The 16,749-nt window shown below is 68.4% G+C and carries 15 protein-coding genes and 1 tRNA gene; 10 read left to right on the top strand and 6 right to left on the bottom strand.

Features of this window, described 5'->3' with window-relative positions:
- Positions 1 to 35: 35 nt before the first annotated feature.
- The 4 genes from galU (at position 36) to B7R21_RS13295 (ending at position 3,122) form a co-directional block, all read left to right on the top strand.
- Entirely contained in the window at positions 36 to 926 is an 891-nt protein-coding gene (galU, locus tag B7R21_RS13310) for a UTP--glucose-1-phosphate uridylyltransferase GalU (RefSeq protein WP_116283742.1), read from the top strand.
- 39 nt (positions 927 to 965) lie between these two features.
- The gene (locus B7R21_RS13305; RefSeq protein ID WP_116283741.1) at positions 966 to 1,619 is read left to right on the top strand and encodes a GNAT family N-acetyltransferase; all 654 of its coding nucleotides are present in this window, start codon (positions 966 to 968) and stop codon (positions 1,617 to 1,619) included.
- Between the two features lie 154 nt (positions 1,620 to 1,773).
- Complete coding sequence (locus tag B7R21_RS13300; RefSeq protein WP_116283740.1) at positions 1,774 to 2,976, top strand: hypothetical protein; 1,203 nt, start codon at positions 1,774 to 1,776, stop codon at positions 2,974 to 2,976.
- Positions 2,977 to 3,049: 73 nt separating this feature from the next.
- Positions 3,050 to 3,122: transfer RNA gene (locus B7R21_RS13295), tRNA-Ala, on the top strand.
- A 62-nt stretch (positions 3,123 to 3,184) separates the two neighbouring features.
- On the opposite strand, the gene B7R21_RS13290 is transcribed toward B7R21_RS13295, so the two are convergent.
- Together B7R21_RS13290 and B7R21_RS13285 are read right to left on the bottom strand one after the other, a co-directional pair.
- Positions 3,185 to 5,008 carry a M1 family metallopeptidase gene (locus B7R21_RS13290; protein ID WP_216364234.1) on the bottom strand — a complete coding sequence of 608 codons (1,824 nt, stop codon included), beginning with the start codon at positions 5,006 to 5,008 and terminating at the stop codon, positions 3,185 to 3,187.
- Positions 5,009 to 5,557: 549 nt separating this feature from the next.
- Complete coding sequence (locus tag B7R21_RS13285) at positions 5,558 to 6,586, bottom strand: alpha/beta hydrolase (RefSeq protein ID WP_253259812.1); 1,029 nt, start codon at positions 6,584 to 6,586, stop codon at positions 5,558 to 5,560.
- A gap of 129 nt (positions 6,587 to 6,715) precedes the next feature.
- Here B7R21_RS13285 and B7R21_RS20155 point away from each other — a divergent pair, with 129 nt between their 5' ends.
- Entirely contained in the window at positions 6,716 to 7,585 is an 870-nt protein-coding gene (locus B7R21_RS20155) for a DNA adenine methylase (RefSeq protein WP_172592174.1), read from the top strand.
- Between the two features lie 72 nt (positions 7,586 to 7,657).
- Complete coding sequence (locus B7R21_RS13270; RefSeq protein WP_116283737.1) at positions 7,658 to 8,089, top strand: hypothetical protein; 432 nt, start codon at positions 7,658 to 7,660, stop codon at positions 8,087 to 8,089.
- A gap of 29 nt (positions 8,090 to 8,118) precedes the next feature.
- On the opposite strand, the gene B7R21_RS13265 is transcribed toward B7R21_RS13270, so the two are convergent.
- Positions 8,119 to 8,958 carry a helix-turn-helix transcriptional regulator gene (locus tag B7R21_RS13265; protein WP_116283736.1) on the bottom strand — a complete coding sequence of 280 codons (840 nt, stop codon included), beginning with the start codon at positions 8,956 to 8,958 and terminating at the stop codon, positions 8,119 to 8,121.
- A 102-nt stretch (positions 8,959 to 9,060) separates the two neighbouring features.
- Between B7R21_RS13265 and B7R21_RS13260 the strand changes: the two genes are divergently transcribed.
- Positions 9,061 to 9,813, top strand: a complete 753-nt coding sequence (locus tag B7R21_RS13260) for an SDR family oxidoreductase (protein WP_116283735.1) — start codon at positions 9,061 to 9,063, stop codon at positions 9,811 to 9,813.
- Between the two features lie 507 nt (positions 9,814 to 10,320).
- Here the strand turns inward: B7R21_RS13260 and B7R21_RS13255 are convergent.
- Positions 10,321 to 11,691, bottom strand: a complete 1,371-nt coding sequence (locus B7R21_RS13255; protein ID WP_116283734.1) for an LLM class flavin-dependent oxidoreductase — start codon at positions 11,689 to 11,691, stop codon at positions 10,321 to 10,323.
- A gap of 143 nt (positions 11,692 to 11,834) precedes the next feature.
- On the opposite strand from B7R21_RS13255, the gene B7R21_RS13250 reads away from it, so the two are divergent.
- Genes B7R21_RS13250 through B7R21_RS13240 form a run of 3 tightly spaced genes read left to right on the top strand, consistent with a single transcriptional unit; the run spans position 11,835 to position 14,369 of the window.
- Complete coding sequence (locus B7R21_RS13250; RefSeq protein WP_116283733.1) at positions 11,835 to 12,680, top strand: MetQ/NlpA family ABC transporter substrate-binding protein; 846 nt, start codon at positions 11,835 to 11,837, stop codon at positions 12,678 to 12,680.
- A 4-nt stretch (positions 12,681 to 12,684) separates the two neighbouring features.
- A complete protein-coding gene (locus B7R21_RS13245; RefSeq protein ID WP_116283732.1) occupies positions 12,685 to 13,686 on the top strand; it encodes a methionine ABC transporter ATP-binding protein in 1,002 nt (333 codons plus the stop codon).
- Entirely contained in the window at positions 13,683 to 14,369 is a 687-nt protein-coding gene (locus tag B7R21_RS13240) for a methionine ABC transporter permease (RefSeq protein ID WP_253259811.1), read from the top strand. The genes B7R21_RS13245 and B7R21_RS13240 overlap by 4 nt, the downstream gene beginning before the upstream one ends.
- A 36-nt stretch (positions 14,370 to 14,405) precedes the next feature.
- Here the strand turns inward: B7R21_RS13240 and B7R21_RS13235 are convergent, their stop codons facing one another.
- The gene (locus B7R21_RS13235; protein WP_116283731.1) at positions 14,406 to 15,272 is read right to left on the bottom strand and encodes an Fpg/Nei family DNA glycosylase; all 867 of its coding nucleotides are present in this window, start codon (positions 15,270 to 15,272) and stop codon (positions 14,406 to 14,408) included.
- Between the two features lie 387 nt (positions 15,273 to 15,659).
- Positions 15,660 to 16,658, bottom strand: a complete 999-nt coding sequence (locus tag B7R21_RS13225; protein WP_116283730.1) for an LLM class flavin-dependent oxidoreductase — start codon at positions 16,656 to 16,658, stop codon at positions 15,660 to 15,662.
- Positions 16,659 to 16,749: the final 91 nt, after the last annotated feature.

Raw genomic sequence — 16,749 nt, 5'->3', positions numbered from 1 at the left:
CGATGGGCCTCCGATTTTTGGATACCCTCATAGCCATGACCTCATCCATCACCAAAGTTGTGATTCCTGCAGCCGGTCTCGGAACACGATTCCTGCCCGCGACGAAGGCAATGCCGAAAGAGATGCTGCCCGTCGTCGACAAGCCGGCCATCCAGTATGTCGTCGAGGAGGCGGTTGCCGCCGGCCTCGTCGACGTGCTCGTCATCATCGGGCGCAACAAGAACGCGCTCGCCAACCACTTCGACCGCAACACCGAACTCGAGCACACGCTCGAGCAGAAGGGCGACGACAAGAAGCTCGCCCTCGTGGCGGAGGCGAGCCAGCTCGCCGACGTGCACTTCGTGCGGCAGGGTGACCCGAAGGGTCTCGGTCACGCCGTGCTGCGCGCCAAGGCGCACGTGGGAAACCAGCCCTTCGCGGTCATGCTGGGCGATGACCTGATCGATGCCCGCGACGTGCTCCTGACCAAGATGCTCGACGTGCAGGACACCCGCCAGGCCAGCGTCATCGCTCTGATGGAGGTCGAGCCGTCGCAGGCACACCTCTACGGGATCGCGTCGGTCGAGCCGACCGACGAGGAGGACGTGGTGCGGATCACGGGCCTCGTCGAGAAGCCCGAACCCGGAACTCAGCCGTCGAACCTTGCCATCATCGGCCGGTATGTGCTTCGTCCCGAGGTCTTCGACGTGCTCGAGACGACGCAGCCGGGCAAGGGCGGCGAGATCCAGCTGACCGATGCTCTCGAGACCCTGGTCGAGAAGCCGGAGCTCGCGGGCGGTGTCTACGGTGTGGTCTTCCGCGGTCGGCGGTACGACACCGGCGACCGGCTGGACTACATCAAGGCGATCATCCGGCTCGCGAGCGAGCGCGAAGACCTCGGTCCCGACCTCCGGCCCTGGATCAAGGAGTTCGCCGCAGGGCTCTGAGACGTCCGGGTGCCCCCGGTGCGGTGATTATCATTGGCTATGTTCGTTCCGACCCTGCTCGACGGCGCCATCAGCATCCGTCCCATCCGCGTACGCGACTCCAAGGCACTGGAGGGCGAACTCATCTCCAATCGGGGATGGCTTCGCAAGTGGGAGGCCACGAGCCCGAATGCTCCTCTGTCGTTCGACACCCGGGCGAGCATCCGTTCGCTGCAGCAGAATGCTCGTGCCGGGTTCGGCCTTCCGTTCGTGATCGAATACAACGGGCAGCTGGCCGGGCAGCTGAACGTGTCGTCGATCAGCTATGGATCGGTCTCCTCGGCGAGCATCGGCTACTGGGTGGCGGAACGGTTCGCGGGGCTGAACATCACGCCCACGGTGGTGGCCCTCGCTGCCGACTACTGCTTCACCGCGGTGGGGCTTCACCGCATCGAGATCTGCATCCGGCCCGAGAACGCACCGAGCCTGCGGGTCGTCGAGAAGCTGGGTTTCCGCTACGAGGGACTGCGGCGACGATTCATCCACATCAACGGCGACTGGCGGGACCACTTCTGTTTCGCCCTGGTGGGCGAGGAACTGCCGGCGGGGGTGCTGCGGCGCTGGCACGAGGGACTGGTGCCGGCAGGTCAGGGGAGCGTGCCCGAGGCGGACAGGCTCGATGCGCTGACACCGATCGCGACGCGCAACCGCTGAGCGTCTGCTGAGCGGCTGCTGCTGCTGCTGAGCGGCTGCGGCTGCTGCCGCGGGGGCTCCGGATGGGCGCGCGGGTGGTACGCATCCGGAGCCCGCGGCGACACGCGCCCCCCGGTTCAGCCGAATACGGCGCCGGGCCTCATACCGTAGACCCATGACAACGGACTGGCTCGGCGGAGGCCTCATCGTCGCCCTGGCCGCTGTGCTCTGGCTGATCTACCTTCTGCCGACCTGGTTCAGGCGGAACGAATACCTCTCGACCGAACGCAACACCGTGCGGTTGCAGCAGACGCTCCGCATTCTGGCGGAGACCAGCGAGGTGCCCGACGAGGTGCGCGTCGAAGCGAATGCGCGAAGCGTTGCCGAACAGCAGCGCGTGCTGAAGAAGGCAAACGCCCAGAACCTGCTCGCCGAGCGCGCGGGCCTCCAGACGCTGATCGAGCAGGGTCTTGCGCTTCAGGCGGCGACGCGCGCCAGCGAGGAGCGCACCGGGTCCGAAGACTACGAGACCATCGTGCTGTCGCCCCGAACCCCAGCCCCGACTCTTCGACAGGCCTCGCTGAAGTTGCGGCGCGCGCGAGCGGCCGCCTCGGGCATCCTGCTGCTGGCGCTCGTCGTCACCGTGCTCGGCGCCGTTCAGGTCGCGATCAATGGTGCCTGGGTGGTGCTGGTGGTCGGGCTTGTGGCTGCGACGCTCTGCGTGACGCGCCTGGGCAGGCTGGCGCGTGACGCGCGGTCGTTGCGTGCGCGAACGCTGCGCGAGAATCCCCACGTCGCGGGGGGTGATGCGCGGCAGGCCGCCGGCGCTGGGCGGAACATCCGTCTGCGGGCCGCAACGCCTGCCGGCACGTCGTCTGCAGAGCCAGACGACCACGACTACGACATCGACCTCGCCTACGCAGAGTCGGACGACGCAGCGCGCCTACCCTCCGACGGTGCCGCCCAGACGGGTTCGGCCGCGCCTGCGGGAGATGCGTCGGTGGCCGACGCCGCGGGTGCCTCCGGATGGACGCCCGTTCCCCTGCCGAAGCCCCTGTATGTCGGCAATCGCCGAATCGACGGGGCCATGCCTGTGGCGGCATATGCCCGCCAGGCCGCGGAGCGGGCCGAGGAGGCCCTCCGTGCGGCTGCCAGGAGCTCGGAAGAGGCTCTGCGCGCCAGCCAGCTGGCCGACGCGGCTCCGGATGTCACGGCAGCAGCCCGGCGTGCTGCGACTCCCGGAACGACCCCTGCGCCCGCTGCCCTCTCCACGCCCGCTCCGGCGCCGAGCCGCTTCGCCTCGATGGGTGTCGTCGACACGGCCGAGACGGGCGCTTTCGATGTGGATCTGATCCTCGCGAAGCGCCGCGCAGGCTAGCTTCGGTCCGGTTGCGCCGACCCGTTGGTTCGACGTCACCGTCGGCACGTGATAATCTGGCGAAGCAGTTTTCGGGGCTATGGCGCAGTTGGTAGCGCGCCTCGTTCGCATCGAGGAGGTCAGGAGTTCGAATCTCCTTAGCTCCACACCCGCACTGCACAGAGAATCCCCCCGGCCGGTCCGGGGGGATTCTCTCGTTCTGCAGCACTCAGCCGAGCGCGGGCTTCGACGGGGAGTAGAGCCAGGCGTCGAAGAAGCGTGCCAGATCCTGCCCGGAGACCTTCTCGGCGTAGGCGATGAACTGGGCCGTCGTGACCGAGTGTCCGGCGTTCTCGGCCGCCCAGCCCTTCAGGATCCGGAAGAACGCCTCGTCGCCGACGGTGGTGCGGAGGGCCTGCAGGGTCATGCCTCCACGGGTGTAGACGGCACTGTCGAAGATCCCTGCGGCGCCCGGATCGGCGACCACCGTGCTCCAGAATGCCGCGTCATCCGCCGGGTTGTCACTAACCGTGGGGTTCGCGTAGGCGGCGTCGAACGACTGCTGGGTCGTCGGCCCGCCGGTGTGTTCGGCCCAGAGCCACTCGGCGTAGGTGGCGAATCCCTCGTTCAGCCAGATGTCCGACCAACGCTCCATCGAGACGCTGTCGCCGTACCACTGGTGCGCGAGCTCGTGCACGACGACCGAGGCGTCGGCGTCGGCGGGGAACGCCCAGCTCGGGTAGATCGGCCGGGTCTGGTTCTCGAGCGCGTACGGGAGGTAGTCATCCGGTGTCGGACCGAAGTCGGCGATCGCGATGCCGCCCGCCTCGCTGAACGGGTACGGCCCGAACGACTTCGAGAGGAAGGAGATGACCTCGGGCTCGTCGTCGAAGATCGACGTCGCGACGTCGCCGACGAAGACCCCACCACCGGCATCCTGGCTGAACAGCGCCGGCGCCACCGCGTTGTAGTAGGCGATACCACCCTCATCGTGCTCGGTGATCGTGTAGTCCCCGACGGTGGCCGTGGCGAGGTAGGTGGCCATGGGCTTCTCCATCTCCCAGTCCCAGGTGCTCGAAGCGCCGGTCGTGGTGTGCGAGGCGAGCCGCCCGTTGCCGATCACCTGGAGGCCGGCGGGAACGGTCATCCGGGTGCTGAAGGTCGCCTTGTCGGCCGGATGATCGTTGGAGGGGAACCACGTCGCGGCGACCCTGGGCTGGCCGACGACGACGGCGCCGTCTCCCGTCTGGAACACGCCGGCCGGGCCGAACGCGTCGCTGATGGTGATCGGGATTCCCGCGTAGGTGACAGCTGTCGTGATCGTCGCGCCGATCGGGATGCCCGCCGGCGGTGTCACGGTGAGTTCCGTCCGCGGGGGAGTGGCGTCGCCGTCGGTGCTGCCGGGAGACTGCGGCTGGCCGGTGCTGTCGCTGATCTGGGTCGTGGCGAGGCTCCAGGCGGCGGCCGATCCGTCGACCGTGAGGGCGCTGATGGTGATCGCGTCGGAGCCGTCGACGGCGCGGGTGTCGAAGTCGAGGTTGAAGGCTGAGAGATTCTGCGTGGCGGTGGCGGTGATCGTCGCCGTGCCCGAGAGTTCGTGGCTGGCCGGGTCATAGGCCAGGTCGAGGTCGTAGTGGGTGACGTCGTACCCGCCGTTGCCGTCGAGAGGGAAGTAGGCGTCGCCGATCCCGGCCGTACCCGGCTGGAAGTCGACGGGGGTGGTCGTGCCGGTCGGCGTCGGGGTCGAGGTCGGCACCGGAGTCGCGGTGCCGGTGGGTGCCGGCGCAGGCGCCGGCGCGACACCCGGCGGCGGTGCCATCGCGCCCGTCGGGCAGGGAGCCGTGAGTGATGCGGCGGAACTTGCCGGCGGCGTCGCAGCGCCCGACGCGAGCAGCGCCAGCACCAGAAGAGGCGCGGCGGCGAACATCGCCCCGCGACGGCGCCCGGTGCGGAGCATCAGCGCGGCGACGCCGATCCCCACGGCGACGAGCGCCACCGCAATGAACATTGGCCAGGCATCGAAGCCGGTGGCGGCCAGTTCGCAACTCTGCATGGTTCCCCCGTATCAGAACGTCCGCCCACTGTAGCGCCCGGGTGTTTCCGCGTGGTTTCGGATTCAGCCCGATCACCGGCGATCGGCGTGGCTCACCTTGGCCAGCACGGCCGCCGCGAACCCCGGCAGGGTGTCGGCAGCCGTCGCCGTAGGAACCCCCAGCTCCACCCAGCCGCCGTCGATGAGGACCAGCAGCTGATCGTCGCTCGCGAGTCCTGCGCAGGTCGATGCTCCGGTGAGGGTCGTGCCCTGCGGCTGCCAGAGGGGTACCGGGGCGGGGAAAGCTTCGACCGCTGCGACGAGTGCGGTGAATGACTGGCGGACCGAATCCTTCTGCCCGGTGGTGAGATCGTTGGTTCGAGGAAGATTCTCGCCTGTCCGAACACGCGGTCGCGGTGTGCGTCGAACAGCGTCCCGAAGGCCGATGCGTCACCGGAGGCGGCGCGGATCCACGTCGCCGCTTCGTCTGTCGTTCCTGTCCCCATACCCCCTAATGTCCGGCACGGCGGGAATGGTTCCCTCATCGACCGCGCCCGGGACGGGGCCTGCTCAGGCGGTCTGGCTCGTCACGCTGTTGACGAACGTGGTCACACGCTGCCAGACGTTCTGCGATTCGGGGAAACGGTAGTTCTGCTGCCAGGTGTGGCGCGTGTTGGCGTTCTCGCTGCCGTAGATGATCGTCTCGACCGGAACGAGGGCCGCGCGCAGGCGCTCGACGAAACGGAGGTTAGATTCGTAGAAGTAGTCGCGGGCGGAGGTCGTCACGAAGACGGCCGGATGCCCGGGCCCGATCCACTCGATGGGTGAGAGGTAGGCCGCCGCCTTCCGCAGGCTCACGCGACGGTCCGGTGCGGAAGCGGAGCTCCTCGGGTGCAGGAGTCGCACAAAACCCCGGCCGAGGATGGGAGCCCTGGCGAAGAACATCGAGAAGTCGACGGCGCTGCAGTGCAGAACGAGACCCCGCACTCGGGGCGCTGCGTGCCCTCGGGCCATTCCGAAGTGTGCGCGGAGTTCCGGGCTGTCGGATGTCGCGGTGAAGAGTGCGGCGATGTGACCGCCGGCGGAGTCGCCGCCGAGCACCAGCCTGTCGGGGTCTCCGCCGTGGACGGAGATGTTGCCCCGAACCCAGCCGACGGCGGCACTGGCATCCTGGAGCTGGTGATCCATCTGGAAGCGCCCGGCCCGGCGGTAGTTGACGTTCACCACGACCATCCCGGTGGCCGCCTGGTGTGCGCAGTACTTGGTGACCGTGGACTTGTCGCCGGAGGTCCAGCCTCCGCCGTGGAAGTAGACGTAGACGGGCAGGAGGGGGCGGTCATCCGCGGCGCCCACCCCGCCGGGAGCGACGGCGGCCGGTGCCATCACATCGAGCCGGTGCTCCGGATGCCCGTCGCCGGCGTAGTCGATGTCATCGGTGTGCAGCACCCCTTCGACAGGCTCCTCGTTCATGCGCCTCACTTCGGAACGCTGGATGAGGAACATGCCTGCGCGAAACGCCCACACCGGGGTTCCCCGGAACAGCGACCGGGCCGCCAGATGCAGTCGTGGCACGCTTGCGGCTGCCTCGTGTTCCTGCATGAGTACACCGTACGTCTCGCGGCGGCCGCGGCGCTGTGCGCGAACCCTGTGGGCGCTGGGAATCGTGCACGAGAGTGTCCAGGCGGGGCGGTGTACCGGGGTGGCCGGTCGTCCGGGCGAGAATGGAATGTGTCCCCGCGCTCCCGGCCCCTCCACCCGCCGTACCTCCACCCGCGGGGCTCGCGCCGGTTGGCCGACTTCGCGCTGGAGTGCGTTCCGGAGTACTTCGGCGAGTACTACGAGCCGTTCCTCGGTGGGGGAGCGGTGGCGATCGCGTTGATGGAGCGGAAGCCCGGCACGACCTTCCGTCTGTCGAGCGATCACTCCGAACTGGTCATCACCTGGCAGATTTTGCAGTCGGATGTCGGTCGACTGGTGCAGCTGGTCGCGCAGCACCGCGACCGGCACGACCATGTTCACCGGGCGGCAGTCGTGGCCCAGGCAGATCCGGAATCCGCCGGCGGGAGCGCCGGGAGCGCCGGGAGCCCGGGGAGCCCCGGGAGCGCCGGGAGCGCCGGGAGCCTTGCGAACCTCGGTGCTCTTGCGTCTCTCTCGCCGGTCGAGCGGGCCGCCCGGTTCGTGTACCTCCGCGGCAGCGCGGGCCGCGACACGGTCGCGTTCGACGAGGCAAACCTCCGCGGGGTCTCGCGGCTGCTCATGAACCGTGACGTCACGATTCGGGAGAGGCACTTCTACGACATCGTCGCCGAGGTCAGGGAGGAGGACCTGGTCTTCTTCGACCCGCCTTTCGCCGGCGCTGGTTCCGGCACCGGCTCCGAATTCGTGCGCGAGACGCGCAGCCTCGCCGACACCCTGACGGCCCGTGGAGCCTATCTGCTGGCGCCCGAGCCGGCCGCCCCGGAGGAAGGCGCACCCGCGGTCTATGCCGGCTGGAAGACGATGGCGGTCGCGGCTGACCGCGGCGACGGCGACCGGCTCTGGGCGAATGGAACCCTCGACCGCGTGCTCCGCCGCGCCGCGCGCCGCCGGGACGGCTGAGGGGGGCCCTGCGACCACTCGGCGCATCGCGTGCCGCGGGCGGTTCCCGGGCACGCCTTGTAGAGTTCGAAGATGGATGCCTGCGCCGAACTCGCCGCGCTCGCGGGCCGTGTCGGAGCAGAGGCCAGCAGCCCGCGCGACTTCCTCCTCACGCTCGGAACGGAGGCTGCGGGCATCCGCCGCGGACCGCTCTGGATGCTCGACGCCGCGCTCGCGGGCCGGAATCGCCTCCCCGGGCGCGGGTTCGCCCCACCGTTCGACGACGGTTCGAACGGGCAGGCCAGGCACTTCGCCGGAACCGCCGTCTCGGCAGCGCGCCTGGGCGCATCCGTGACTCGTTGGGTGTCGGTGCGCCTGCGGCGGGATCCGCTCGACTCGGCCGACGGGCGGCTCGGCGAAAAGGCCATCACGTTCGCAGGGCTGGTGCTGACGGGCGAGCTGCCTGTGTCGGACACGCCCGGCTGGATCGCCGAGAACCTCTGCGGCGAGCATCCACCCGCCTGAGAGGAGCCGCTCCCGGCCCGGTTGGGGCCTCAGGCGCTGAACTGCTGCGTGCCGAGCACCGAGAGCAACTGCAGCTTCTCGGAGCCCTCCGTGCCGGGTGACGCGGTCAGCACCAGGAGGGTCTGCGCCTGGTTCTCGGTGAACAACGCCTGGCAGTCGACCTCGATCTCGCCGAGCTCGGGGTGGATGAGCGTCTTGTGGTCGTCGAACCGGGTGCGCACCTCGTGCCGTTCCCACACCTCGCGGAACTCTGGGCTCGACGCTTCCAGCTTCGCCACGATCTCGGTTGCGCGCGATTCGCCCCCGCCGACCGAGATCGCCGCCCGGAGCCCCGCGGCCTGGATCGAGCTCTGGCGTGCGTGGTCCCGTTCGGGGTAGCGCGCTCGTTCGGCCGGGTCGGTGAACCAGCGGTAGAAGGCGCTGCGGTCGAGCCCGGTGAACGCGCTGTGGTCGCCGAGCAGGGCGACGGCGAGCCGATTCTCGGCGAGGGTGTCCCCGAGGTCGGAGAGCACCATCGCCGGGCTGTCGTCGAGCCGGTCGAGCACGCGGAGGAGCGCGGGGCTGACATGCTCGGTGCGGCGCTGGCGGTGGGGCGCAGTGTGGCCGGCGAGACGGAAGAGGTGGTCCCGTTCATCCAGAGTCAACCGGAGGCCCCGCGCGATGGCGGCGAGCATCTGCTCAGAGGGCTGCGGCCCGCGCTGCTGCTCCAGGCGCGCGTAGTAGTCGCTCGACATGCCGGAGAGGCTCGCGACCTCCTCGCGGCGGAGCCCGCTCGTGCGGCGTCGGGCACCCGGCGGCAGCCCGACATCGCTTGTTTGCAGCGCCTCGCGGCGTCGGCGCAGAAAGTCTGCGAGCCCGGGTCTGTCCATGGCTCCATCATGCCGCGTGCACGGAGGGTTCAGGCAGGGACTGTCGATCCGTGGCTGAACGCTCCTCTTTTACTGCTGTTCGACAGGCCGCACGCTGGAGACATGAACATTTCAGGGAACACCATCTTTCTTCCGGGCGGCACGTCGGGCATCGGCCTGGGGCTCGCCCAGCGGTTCGCCGCGGCCGGCAACACGGTCATCGTCGGCGGGCGCCGGCGTGAGCTGCTCGACCAGATCGGCCGCGACAACCCCGGCATCGAGGGCGTGTACATCGACACGGCCGACGCGCAGTCGATCGTGGATGTCTCGGCCGAGGTGCAGCGCCGCTGGCCGGCCACGAACGTGCTGATCGCGATGGCCGGAATCATGCGCCCCGAGGATCTGCAGAGCGGGGAGTTCCTCGCCGCGGCTGAGGCGACGGTGACGACCAACCTGCTCGGGCCGCTCCGGCTCATCGCGGCGTTCTCGTCGTTCCTGGCCGGGCAGCCGGAGGCAGCGATCATGACGGTCTCGTCGGGCCTCGCGTTCACGCCGCTCGCCCACACTCCGACCTACAACGCCACCAAGGCGGCCATCCACTCGTTCACGGAGATCCTCCGCCTGCAGCTCGCGGACACGTCGGTGCAGGTCATCGAGCTGGTGCCGCCGGCCGTGCAGACCGAGCTGCAGGGGGCGGCCTCGGCGACGAACCCGCACGCGATGCCGCTCGACGCGTTCCTCACCGAGGTGATGGGGCTGCTCGCGTCGCAGCCCGACGCGCCGGAGATCCTCGTCGAGAGCGTGAAGCCGCTGCGCTTCGCCGCGGTGAACGGCACCTACGACCAGGTGGTCGGGATGCTCGCGGCCTCGCACTAGCGCCGTGTCTGCCGCCTGTGGCCGGCTGACTGCACCCGCTCCCGCGGTCCGCGGTCGCCCCCCGCCCGCGACCGCCCGCCGCCCCCACCTCGGCGCCGTGCAATCGGCGGCCGTGGCGCGATCCGTCGTGCGCGGCGTTGGAGTCGGCGGTCGCGAGCTCGACCAGCAGGGCGAAGAACTGAGGCAACGGGCATCCGGAACCGCCGTATTCGACCGGAACGCGGAAGGCTGTGAACCCGGATCGCTTCAGCGCCTCACGGCGTCGTGGGCGAGCTCACGTTCGAGGTCCCTCCGCACGGCTCCGTCGGCGATGTCCGCGAACACGTCGGCGAAGCGCCCGGCCTGCGCGGCGGAGGATGCGTCCGCATCGTTTCCCCATGCCGGACCCGTTCGCGACACCCCGCTCGGGAGGAGCTGGGGCGATCCGACCCGCTATGGGGCGAGGATCGGCCCAGCTCCTCCCGGGCGGGACCCCCGGCGCGGCATCTTCACTCATGCTCACTGCCCTCAGTGATTGCCCGAGAACGCCCCGCGGAACTGGCGCCCGTAGTGCGTCGGCAGAAGCTGGTCGTGGCCGAACAGCTTCTGCCGCAGGGTGCCCGCCACGGGCTCCTCCTTGGCGAGCCCGCGGCGGCGGAGCGTCGGCATGACCTCGTCGATGAACAGCTGGTAGGAGTTCGGGAGGGTCCAGTTCATCACGTTGATGCCGTCGACGCCGGCCCGCTGGAACTCCTCGAGCCGGTCGGCGATCTGCTCGGGCGTGCCCACGAAGCGGCCGCGCACCTTCGCGGTGATCTTCGCGAGGTCCCGCACCGTCGGTTCGCGGTCGGGGGATGCCTCGCGGAGCCATTTGGTGTGCGAGAAGCCGCCCTCGTGCTTGATGTCCTTCAGGGGCATGTCGGGGTCGAGGGGAACCCCGGTGGCCTGGTCGAGGCCGAGGTTGATGTGTGCGAGGAATCCGTCGGTCGAGATGTACTCGTCGATCTCGGCCTCGTTGCGCTTCGCCTCCTCCTCGGTGCTGCCGATCACGAAGGTGAGGCCCTGGAAGAACTGGATGTCCGAGGCCTGGCGGCCGTACTCCACCGCCAGTGCCCGGGTCGCAGAGATGTCTCCCGCAGCGATCTCGGGTGTGGGCGACAGGATGAACTGCGCCTCGGCATTGCGCGCGGCGAACGCCCGGCCCGCGGGGGAGGATCCGGCCTGGAAGATCACCGGCGTGCGCTGCGCCGAGGGAGAGGGCAGGTGCGGCCCCTCCACCTGGTAGCGCTCGCCGGAGTGATTGATCTTGTGGATCCTGGTGTAGTCGGCGTAGACCCCGCTCGCCTTGTCCTTCAGCAGCGCGCCATCATCCCACGAGCCCTCCCAGAGCTTGTAGACGACATCCATGTACTCCTGGGCCCAGCGGTAGCGCTCGTCGTGCTCGATGAGGCGGTCCATCCCGAAGTTGCGAGCGGCGTTCTCGAGCGAACTGGTCACGACGTTCCACCCGATCCGGCCGTTCGAGATGTGATCGAGCGTCGAGACCTTACGGGCGAAGTCGAAGGGGTGCGACTGCACGATGGAACTCGTGAACGCCAGCCCGAGGTGCTCTGTGCTCACCGCGAGCGCTGAGAGCAGCACAGAGGGGTCGTTCGACGGGATCTGTAGTCCCTCCCGCGCGTTCACCTCGTACGAGCCGTTGACGGGGCCGTAGAGGCCCACCACGTCGGCGAAGAACATGGTGTCGAAGCCGCCGGCCTCGAGCGTCTTCGCGAGCCCGATCCAGAGGTTCACGTCGTTGAAGTCGGCCTGCTGGGCGGTGGGGTGGCGCCAGAGACCGTGTTGGATGTGCGAGTTCGTGTTCATCACGAACGCAGAGAAGTGGAGGGGTCGGGGCATGCCCCGATTCTTCCGGGTCGGGCCGCCGCGCGCTGCCGGTCAGCGTCACATTGCGTAGCATGCCGGGCCTGCTTTAGGCCCGTTCCAGCGGGTCTCCTAGGGTTGAGGCCGCACCCCCCGCCTTCCCCTCTGGAGAGAACCCCATGCGTTCCAAGAAGTTCCTGATAGCCGCAGCGATCCTGTCGACAGTCGTCGTCGGCGCCACCGGATGCTCGTCGTCCTCGGGTTCGTCCGATGCCGCTGTCGGCGCCACTGCGGGGGGCGTGACCACCATCCGGGTCGGCTCGACCTTCCCGGGCGACGACATCCTGAACTACGTCGAGCAGTCGCAGGCCGCGGCCGCCGGGCTCGACATCCAGGTCACCTCGTTCACCGACTACACCACACCGAACACCGCGCTCGAAGACGGCTCGCTCGATGCGAACCTCTACCAGCACCTGCCGTTCCTGAAGAACTTCAACACGAACAACGGCACGCACATCGCCCCGGTCGGCAAGGTCTACTTCCCGGCCCTCGCGCTGTACTCGAAGCAGGTGAAGAGCGTCGACGACATCAAGGACGGCGACACCGTCAGCATCCCGAACGACCCGACCAACGAGCTCCGTTCGCTGAACCTGCTCGCCAAGGCGGGGCTCATCACGCTGAACGAGGGCGCGACCGGCGTCGTCGGCGACATCGCGACCAACCCGAAGAACCTCGTGTTCCAGGAGCTGGATGCGGCGACCCTGCCCCGGGCCCTCGATGAGAACGTCGCGGGCATTGCGAATCTCAGCTTCGCCCTGCCCGCCGGCCTCACCGGTGACGAGCAGATCCTCAAGGAGGATGTCGACGGCACGCTCTACACGAACCTCCTCGCCGCCAAGGAAGGGCACGAGAACGATCCGGCTGTGCAGAAGCTCTACGAGCTGCTGACCTCGAAGCAGACCCAGGATTGGATCACCGCCCAGTACAAGGGCCTGGTCATCCCGGCGAGCGGACCTGCGTCCTAATACTGTGATCACGATTACCGACCTCCACAAGTCCTACTCGCCGCGGAACGCCAGAGGCACGACCGTCGAGGCCCTGAAAGGCATCGATCTGACGGTCGCCGACGGCGAGATCTTCGGCGTCGTCGGGCAGAGCGGAGCAGGCAAGTCGACGCTTCTGCGCTGCGTCAACCTGCTCGAACGGCCCACCAGCGGCTCGATCACCGTTGCGGGGCAGGATCTGACCACGCTCGGCGAGGCCGACCTGCGGGTCGCCCGGCACGGCATCGGGATGGTGTTCCAGCACTTCAACCTGCTGTCGTCCCGCACCGTCGCCGAGAACGTGGAGTTCGGGCTCGAGATCACGGGTGTCGACCGGGCCGCGCGCCGGGCCCGGTCGGCCGAAGTACTCGACCTCGTCGGGCTCGGGGACCGGGCATCCGCCTACCCCTCGCAGCTCTCCGGCGGGCAGAAGCAGCGCGTCGGCATCGCCCGGGCGCTCGCCGGCAATCCGAAGGTGCTCCTGAGCGATGAGGCCACCTCGTCGCTCGACCCCGAGACGACAGACTCGATCCTGCAGCTGCTGAAGGAGCTGAACCGCACGCTCGGCGTGACGATCATGCTGATCACCCACGAGATGGAGGTCGTCAAGCGCATCTGCACGTCGGCCGCACTGATCGAAGGCGGACGCATCGTCGAGTCGGGCAACGTCATCGACCTGCTCAACACGCCGAAATCGAAGATCGCCCACGCGCTCTTCCCGCTGGGCGAGAGCCGCGGTGAACCGGGCAACACGGTGATCGAGATCATGTACGCCGGGCATCTGGCCGATGAACCGATCGTCGGTCGGATGTCGCGGGAGTTCGGCATCGACGTGAACATCCTGGGCGCTGCCGTCGAGGTCGTGAGCGACCATCGCGTCGGCCGGATGCGGCTCGAACTGCCCGGAAGCGTGGAGTCGAACGCTGTACCGATCGCCCGGCTGAAGGACAGCGGGCTGTACGTCGAGGTTCTGGAGGGGGCGCTGTGAACATCAACTGGGGCGTCATGATCCCGATCCTGGCGAAGGCCATCGGCGAGACGTTCCAGATGATCGGGATCGCTCTCGTCTTCACGATCGTCTTCGGGCTGCTGGTGGGTGTGCTGCTGGTGTCGACCGATGAGGGAGGCGTCTACGAGGCGCCCTTCGGATCGCGGCGGCTCGGAGCGATCATCCACGCGGTGCTCGGTTTCATCGTGAACATCGGGCGTTCGCTGCCGTTCATCATCCTGATGGTGGTGCTGATCCCGTTCACTCGGCTGATCATCGGCACGTTCATCGGGCCGACGGCGGCAGCCGTGCCGTTGACCATCGCCGCCATTCCGTTCTTCGCCCGGCTGGTGGAGATCGCGCTCCGGGAGGTCGACACCGGCCTCGTTGAGGCGGCCCGCTCGATGGGTGCGACGCGGGGCACCATCATCTGGAAGGTGCTGCTCGCCGAGGCGCGACCGAGCATCGTGCTCGCACTCTCGACGTCGGTCATCTCCCTGCTGAACTACTCGGCGATCGCGGGCACGATCGGTGCGGGTGGCATCGGTGACATCGCCATCCGGTACGGGTACCAGAGGTACGACAACTCCTACCTGTTCACGACGATCATCATTCTGATCGTCATCGTGCAGATGGTGCAGCTGGTGGCGAGCGCGGTGGCGCGGAGGCTGTCGCACCGCTGAGGCCGGCGCGGCAGCTGTTCTACTTCGGCAGCCGTTCTACTTCAGCAGCCGGGAGAGCACCCGGTCGGCGAGGATCTTGCCGCCGGTCTGGCAGGTCGGGCAGTACTGCAGGGTCGAGTCGGCGAAGATCACCTGGCGCACCGTGTCACCGCAGACCGGGCACGCCTCGCCGGTGCGACCGTGCACCTGCATTCCGAGCTTCTTCTCCTTCTTCAGCTCGGAGGCGGCGAGCCCGTCGGCGCGTTGAAGTGCGCCCCTCAGCGTCAGCTGCAGGGCAGCGTAGAGCTCTGCCACCTCGTCGGCCTCCATCGAAGCGGGCTTGAACGGCGACATCCGTGCCGTGTGCAGAATCTCGTCGGAGTAGGCATTGCCGATGCCGGCGATGTTCGACTGGTTGCGGAGCACCCCCTTGATCTGGGCTCGACCCGCCGCTTCGAGGATGCGCGCGAAGACGTCCTCAGTGAACGCCGGGTCGAGCGGATCCGGCCCCAGCCGGGCAATCCCGGGCACCTCGGCCACCTCGTTCACCAGGTAGATCGCGAGGCTCTTCTTGGTGCCCGCCTCCGTGATGTCGAGGCCCGAGTCGTCGGGCTGCATCACCAGGCGCGCGGCCAGGGCACTCTTGCCCGGCCTCCCGCTCGCCGGCGGCGGCGGCCCCTCGCGCCAGCGGATCCAGCCCGCGCGGGCCAGGTGCATCACGAGATGCAGATCGCCTATCTGGAGGTCGAGGAACTTGCCGTGCCGAGCGACTCCGAGCACCTGCTGGCCTTCGAGGGCGGAGGCCGGCGGGGAGAACGTCTTGAGCGCAGCGAACGAGAGCACATCGAAGCGAGCCACCGTCCGCCCCGTGAGCTTCGCGCCCAGATCGGTGACGAGAGCGTGGACTTCGGGCAACTCGGGCATGGCACCATTGTGCGCCCCGCCGCAGACAGCGTCCAGAGCCTGCCGCCCAGAAGCTCCTTTCAGGCCCGCCCGTATTTGCGGTGCGCGGCCTGCCGCGAAGTTCCGAGAACCAGTCCTATTGCTTCCCACGAATCACCGGCGGCTCGTGCCCGGCTGACAGCCCGACGGAGATCCGCTTCCGCATTGTCCAGTGCGGAGAGGGCATTGCCGATGTTCCTGAGGTGCCGACCATCTTTCATCGGTGTGTTCGCCGGATCGCGTGGGCAATGTCGGCGTCTTCGATGCCGTGCTTGCGTGCGCTGTTCCCTATTTCCATTTTGTCATCATAGTGATGACAAAGGCAATAACCGTGAGGTCAGTGAATATTGATCACTTTTCCGCAGCGGGTCAGACCGAGGCGAGCTGCATCGCACCGGCCGTCAGCTCGACCGAGTGCAGCCGGGCGGCGATGTCCTGCGACTGGTGCGCCACGATGAGCTCGTCGGCGTGGGCCGATGCGGCGAATTCCTCGAGGAAGTTCCGCACCTCATCCGGAGTCCCCGAGACCGAGTAGCGCATCATGTTGGCGATACCGCGCCCGCTAGCAGTGGTGAGGAACGCGTCCACCTGCTCGTCGGAGTACTCGGTGCCGGCCGGGCCGCGCGAGAGCATGCCGCGAACCCTCGCCCGGCGGGTGACGGCGAACTGGTGCCGGGCATCCGCCTCGTCGTCCGCGGCGATCACGTTCACGCCGGCGAGCACATACGGTTCGTCGAGCTGGGCGGAAGACTTGAAGTCGCGGCGGTAGATCGCGACGGCCTCGTGCAGGGCGTCGGGGGAGAAGTGGGAGGCGAAGGCGTACGGCAGTCCGAGCATTGCGGCGAGCTGAGCGCCGAAGAGCGAGGATCCGAGGATGTAGAGCGGCACGTTCGTTCCGGCGCCGGGAACGGCCTGCACGCCGGGGATGCGGGACTCGCCGGCGAGGAAGGCCTGCAGCTCCAGCACGTCTTCGGGGAACCGGTCTGACGACATCGCGTCACGCCGCATGGCGCGCATGGTCTCCTGGTCGCTGCCGGGTGCACGCCCGAGCCCCAGGTCGATGCGGCCGGGGTAGAGGCTCGCCAGGGTGCCGAACTGCTCGGCGATCGTCAGCGGGGCGTGGTTCGGGAGCATGATGCCGCCGGAACCCAGCCGGATGGTCGAGGTCTGTGCCGCGACATGCCCGATCAGGATGCTCGTGGCGCTCGATGCGATGGTGGGCATGTTGTGGTGCTCGGCGTACCAGACACGGCGGTAGCCCGCCTTCTCAGCGGCCTGCGCCAGGGCGACGCTGTTCGCGATGCTGTCGCGCACGGTCTCGCCGGGTGCGATGGGGGCGAGGTCAAGGATGGAGAGCGGAGTCGACATGACAGGTACAACGCGGGCGCGGTCGGAATCGTTCCCGTCCTCTCGCTCACAGGGCAGAAATGTGCAGCACGTCTCCACATTCTGCTGAGTC

It is taken from the genome of Subtercola boreus, assembly GCF_003399625.1.
In the GTDB taxonomy this organism is placed as follows: Bacteria; Actinomycetota; Actinomycetes; order Actinomycetales; family Microbacteriaceae; genus Subtercola; species Subtercola boreus_C.
Note: the sequence above shows the minus strand (reverse complement) of the source record. Positions and strands in the feature narration are given on the sequence as shown.

What these genes read in the sequence shown, in the direction of transcription:
- galU (WP_116283742.1), top strand. Translation starts at nt 36, where the DNA reads ATGACCTCATCCATCACCAAAGTTGTGATTCCTGCAGCCGGTCTCGGA.
- B7R21_RS13305 (WP_116283741.1), top strand. Translation starts at nt 966, where the DNA reads ATGTTCGTTCCGACCCTGCTCGACGGCGCCATCAGCATCCGTCCCATC.
- B7R21_RS13300 (WP_116283740.1), top strand. Translation starts at nt 1,774, where the DNA reads ATGACAACGGACTGGCTCGGCGGAGGCCTCATCGTCGCCCTGGCCGCT.
- B7R21_RS13290 (WP_216364234.1), bottom strand. Translation starts at nt 5,008, where the DNA reads ATGCAGAGTTGCGAACTGGCCGCCACCGGCTTCGATGCCTGGCCAATG.
- B7R21_RS13285 (WP_253259812.1), bottom strand. Translation starts at nt 6,586, where the DNA reads ATGCAGGAACACGAGGCAGCCGCAAGCGTGCCACGACTGCATCTGGCG.
- B7R21_RS13270 (WP_116283737.1), top strand. Translation starts at nt 7,658, where the DNA reads ATGGATGCCTGCGCCGAACTCGCCGCGCTCGCGGGCCGTGTCGGAGCA.
- B7R21_RS13265 (WP_116283736.1), bottom strand. Translation starts at nt 8,958, where the DNA reads ATGGACAGACCCGGGCTCGCAGACTTTCTGCGCCGACGCCGCGAGGCG.
- B7R21_RS13260 (WP_116283735.1), top strand. Translation starts at nt 9,061, where the DNA reads ATGAACATTTCAGGGAACACCATCTTTCTTCCGGGCGGCACGTCGGGC.
- B7R21_RS13255 (WP_116283734.1), bottom strand. Translation starts at nt 11,691, where the DNA reads ATGCCCCGACCCCTCCACTTCTCTGCGTTCGTGATGAACACGAACTCG.
- B7R21_RS13250 (WP_116283733.1), top strand. Translation starts at nt 11,835, where the DNA reads ATGCGTTCCAAGAAGTTCCTGATAGCCGCAGCGATCCTGTCGACAGTC.
- B7R21_RS13235 (WP_116283731.1), bottom strand. Translation starts at nt 15,272, where the DNA reads ATGCCCGAGTTGCCCGAAGTCCACGCTCTCGTCACCGATCTGGGCGCG.
- B7R21_RS13225 (WP_116283730.1), bottom strand. Translation starts at nt 16,658, where the DNA reads ATGTCGACTCCGCTCTCCATCCTTGACCTCGCCCCCATCGCACCCGGC.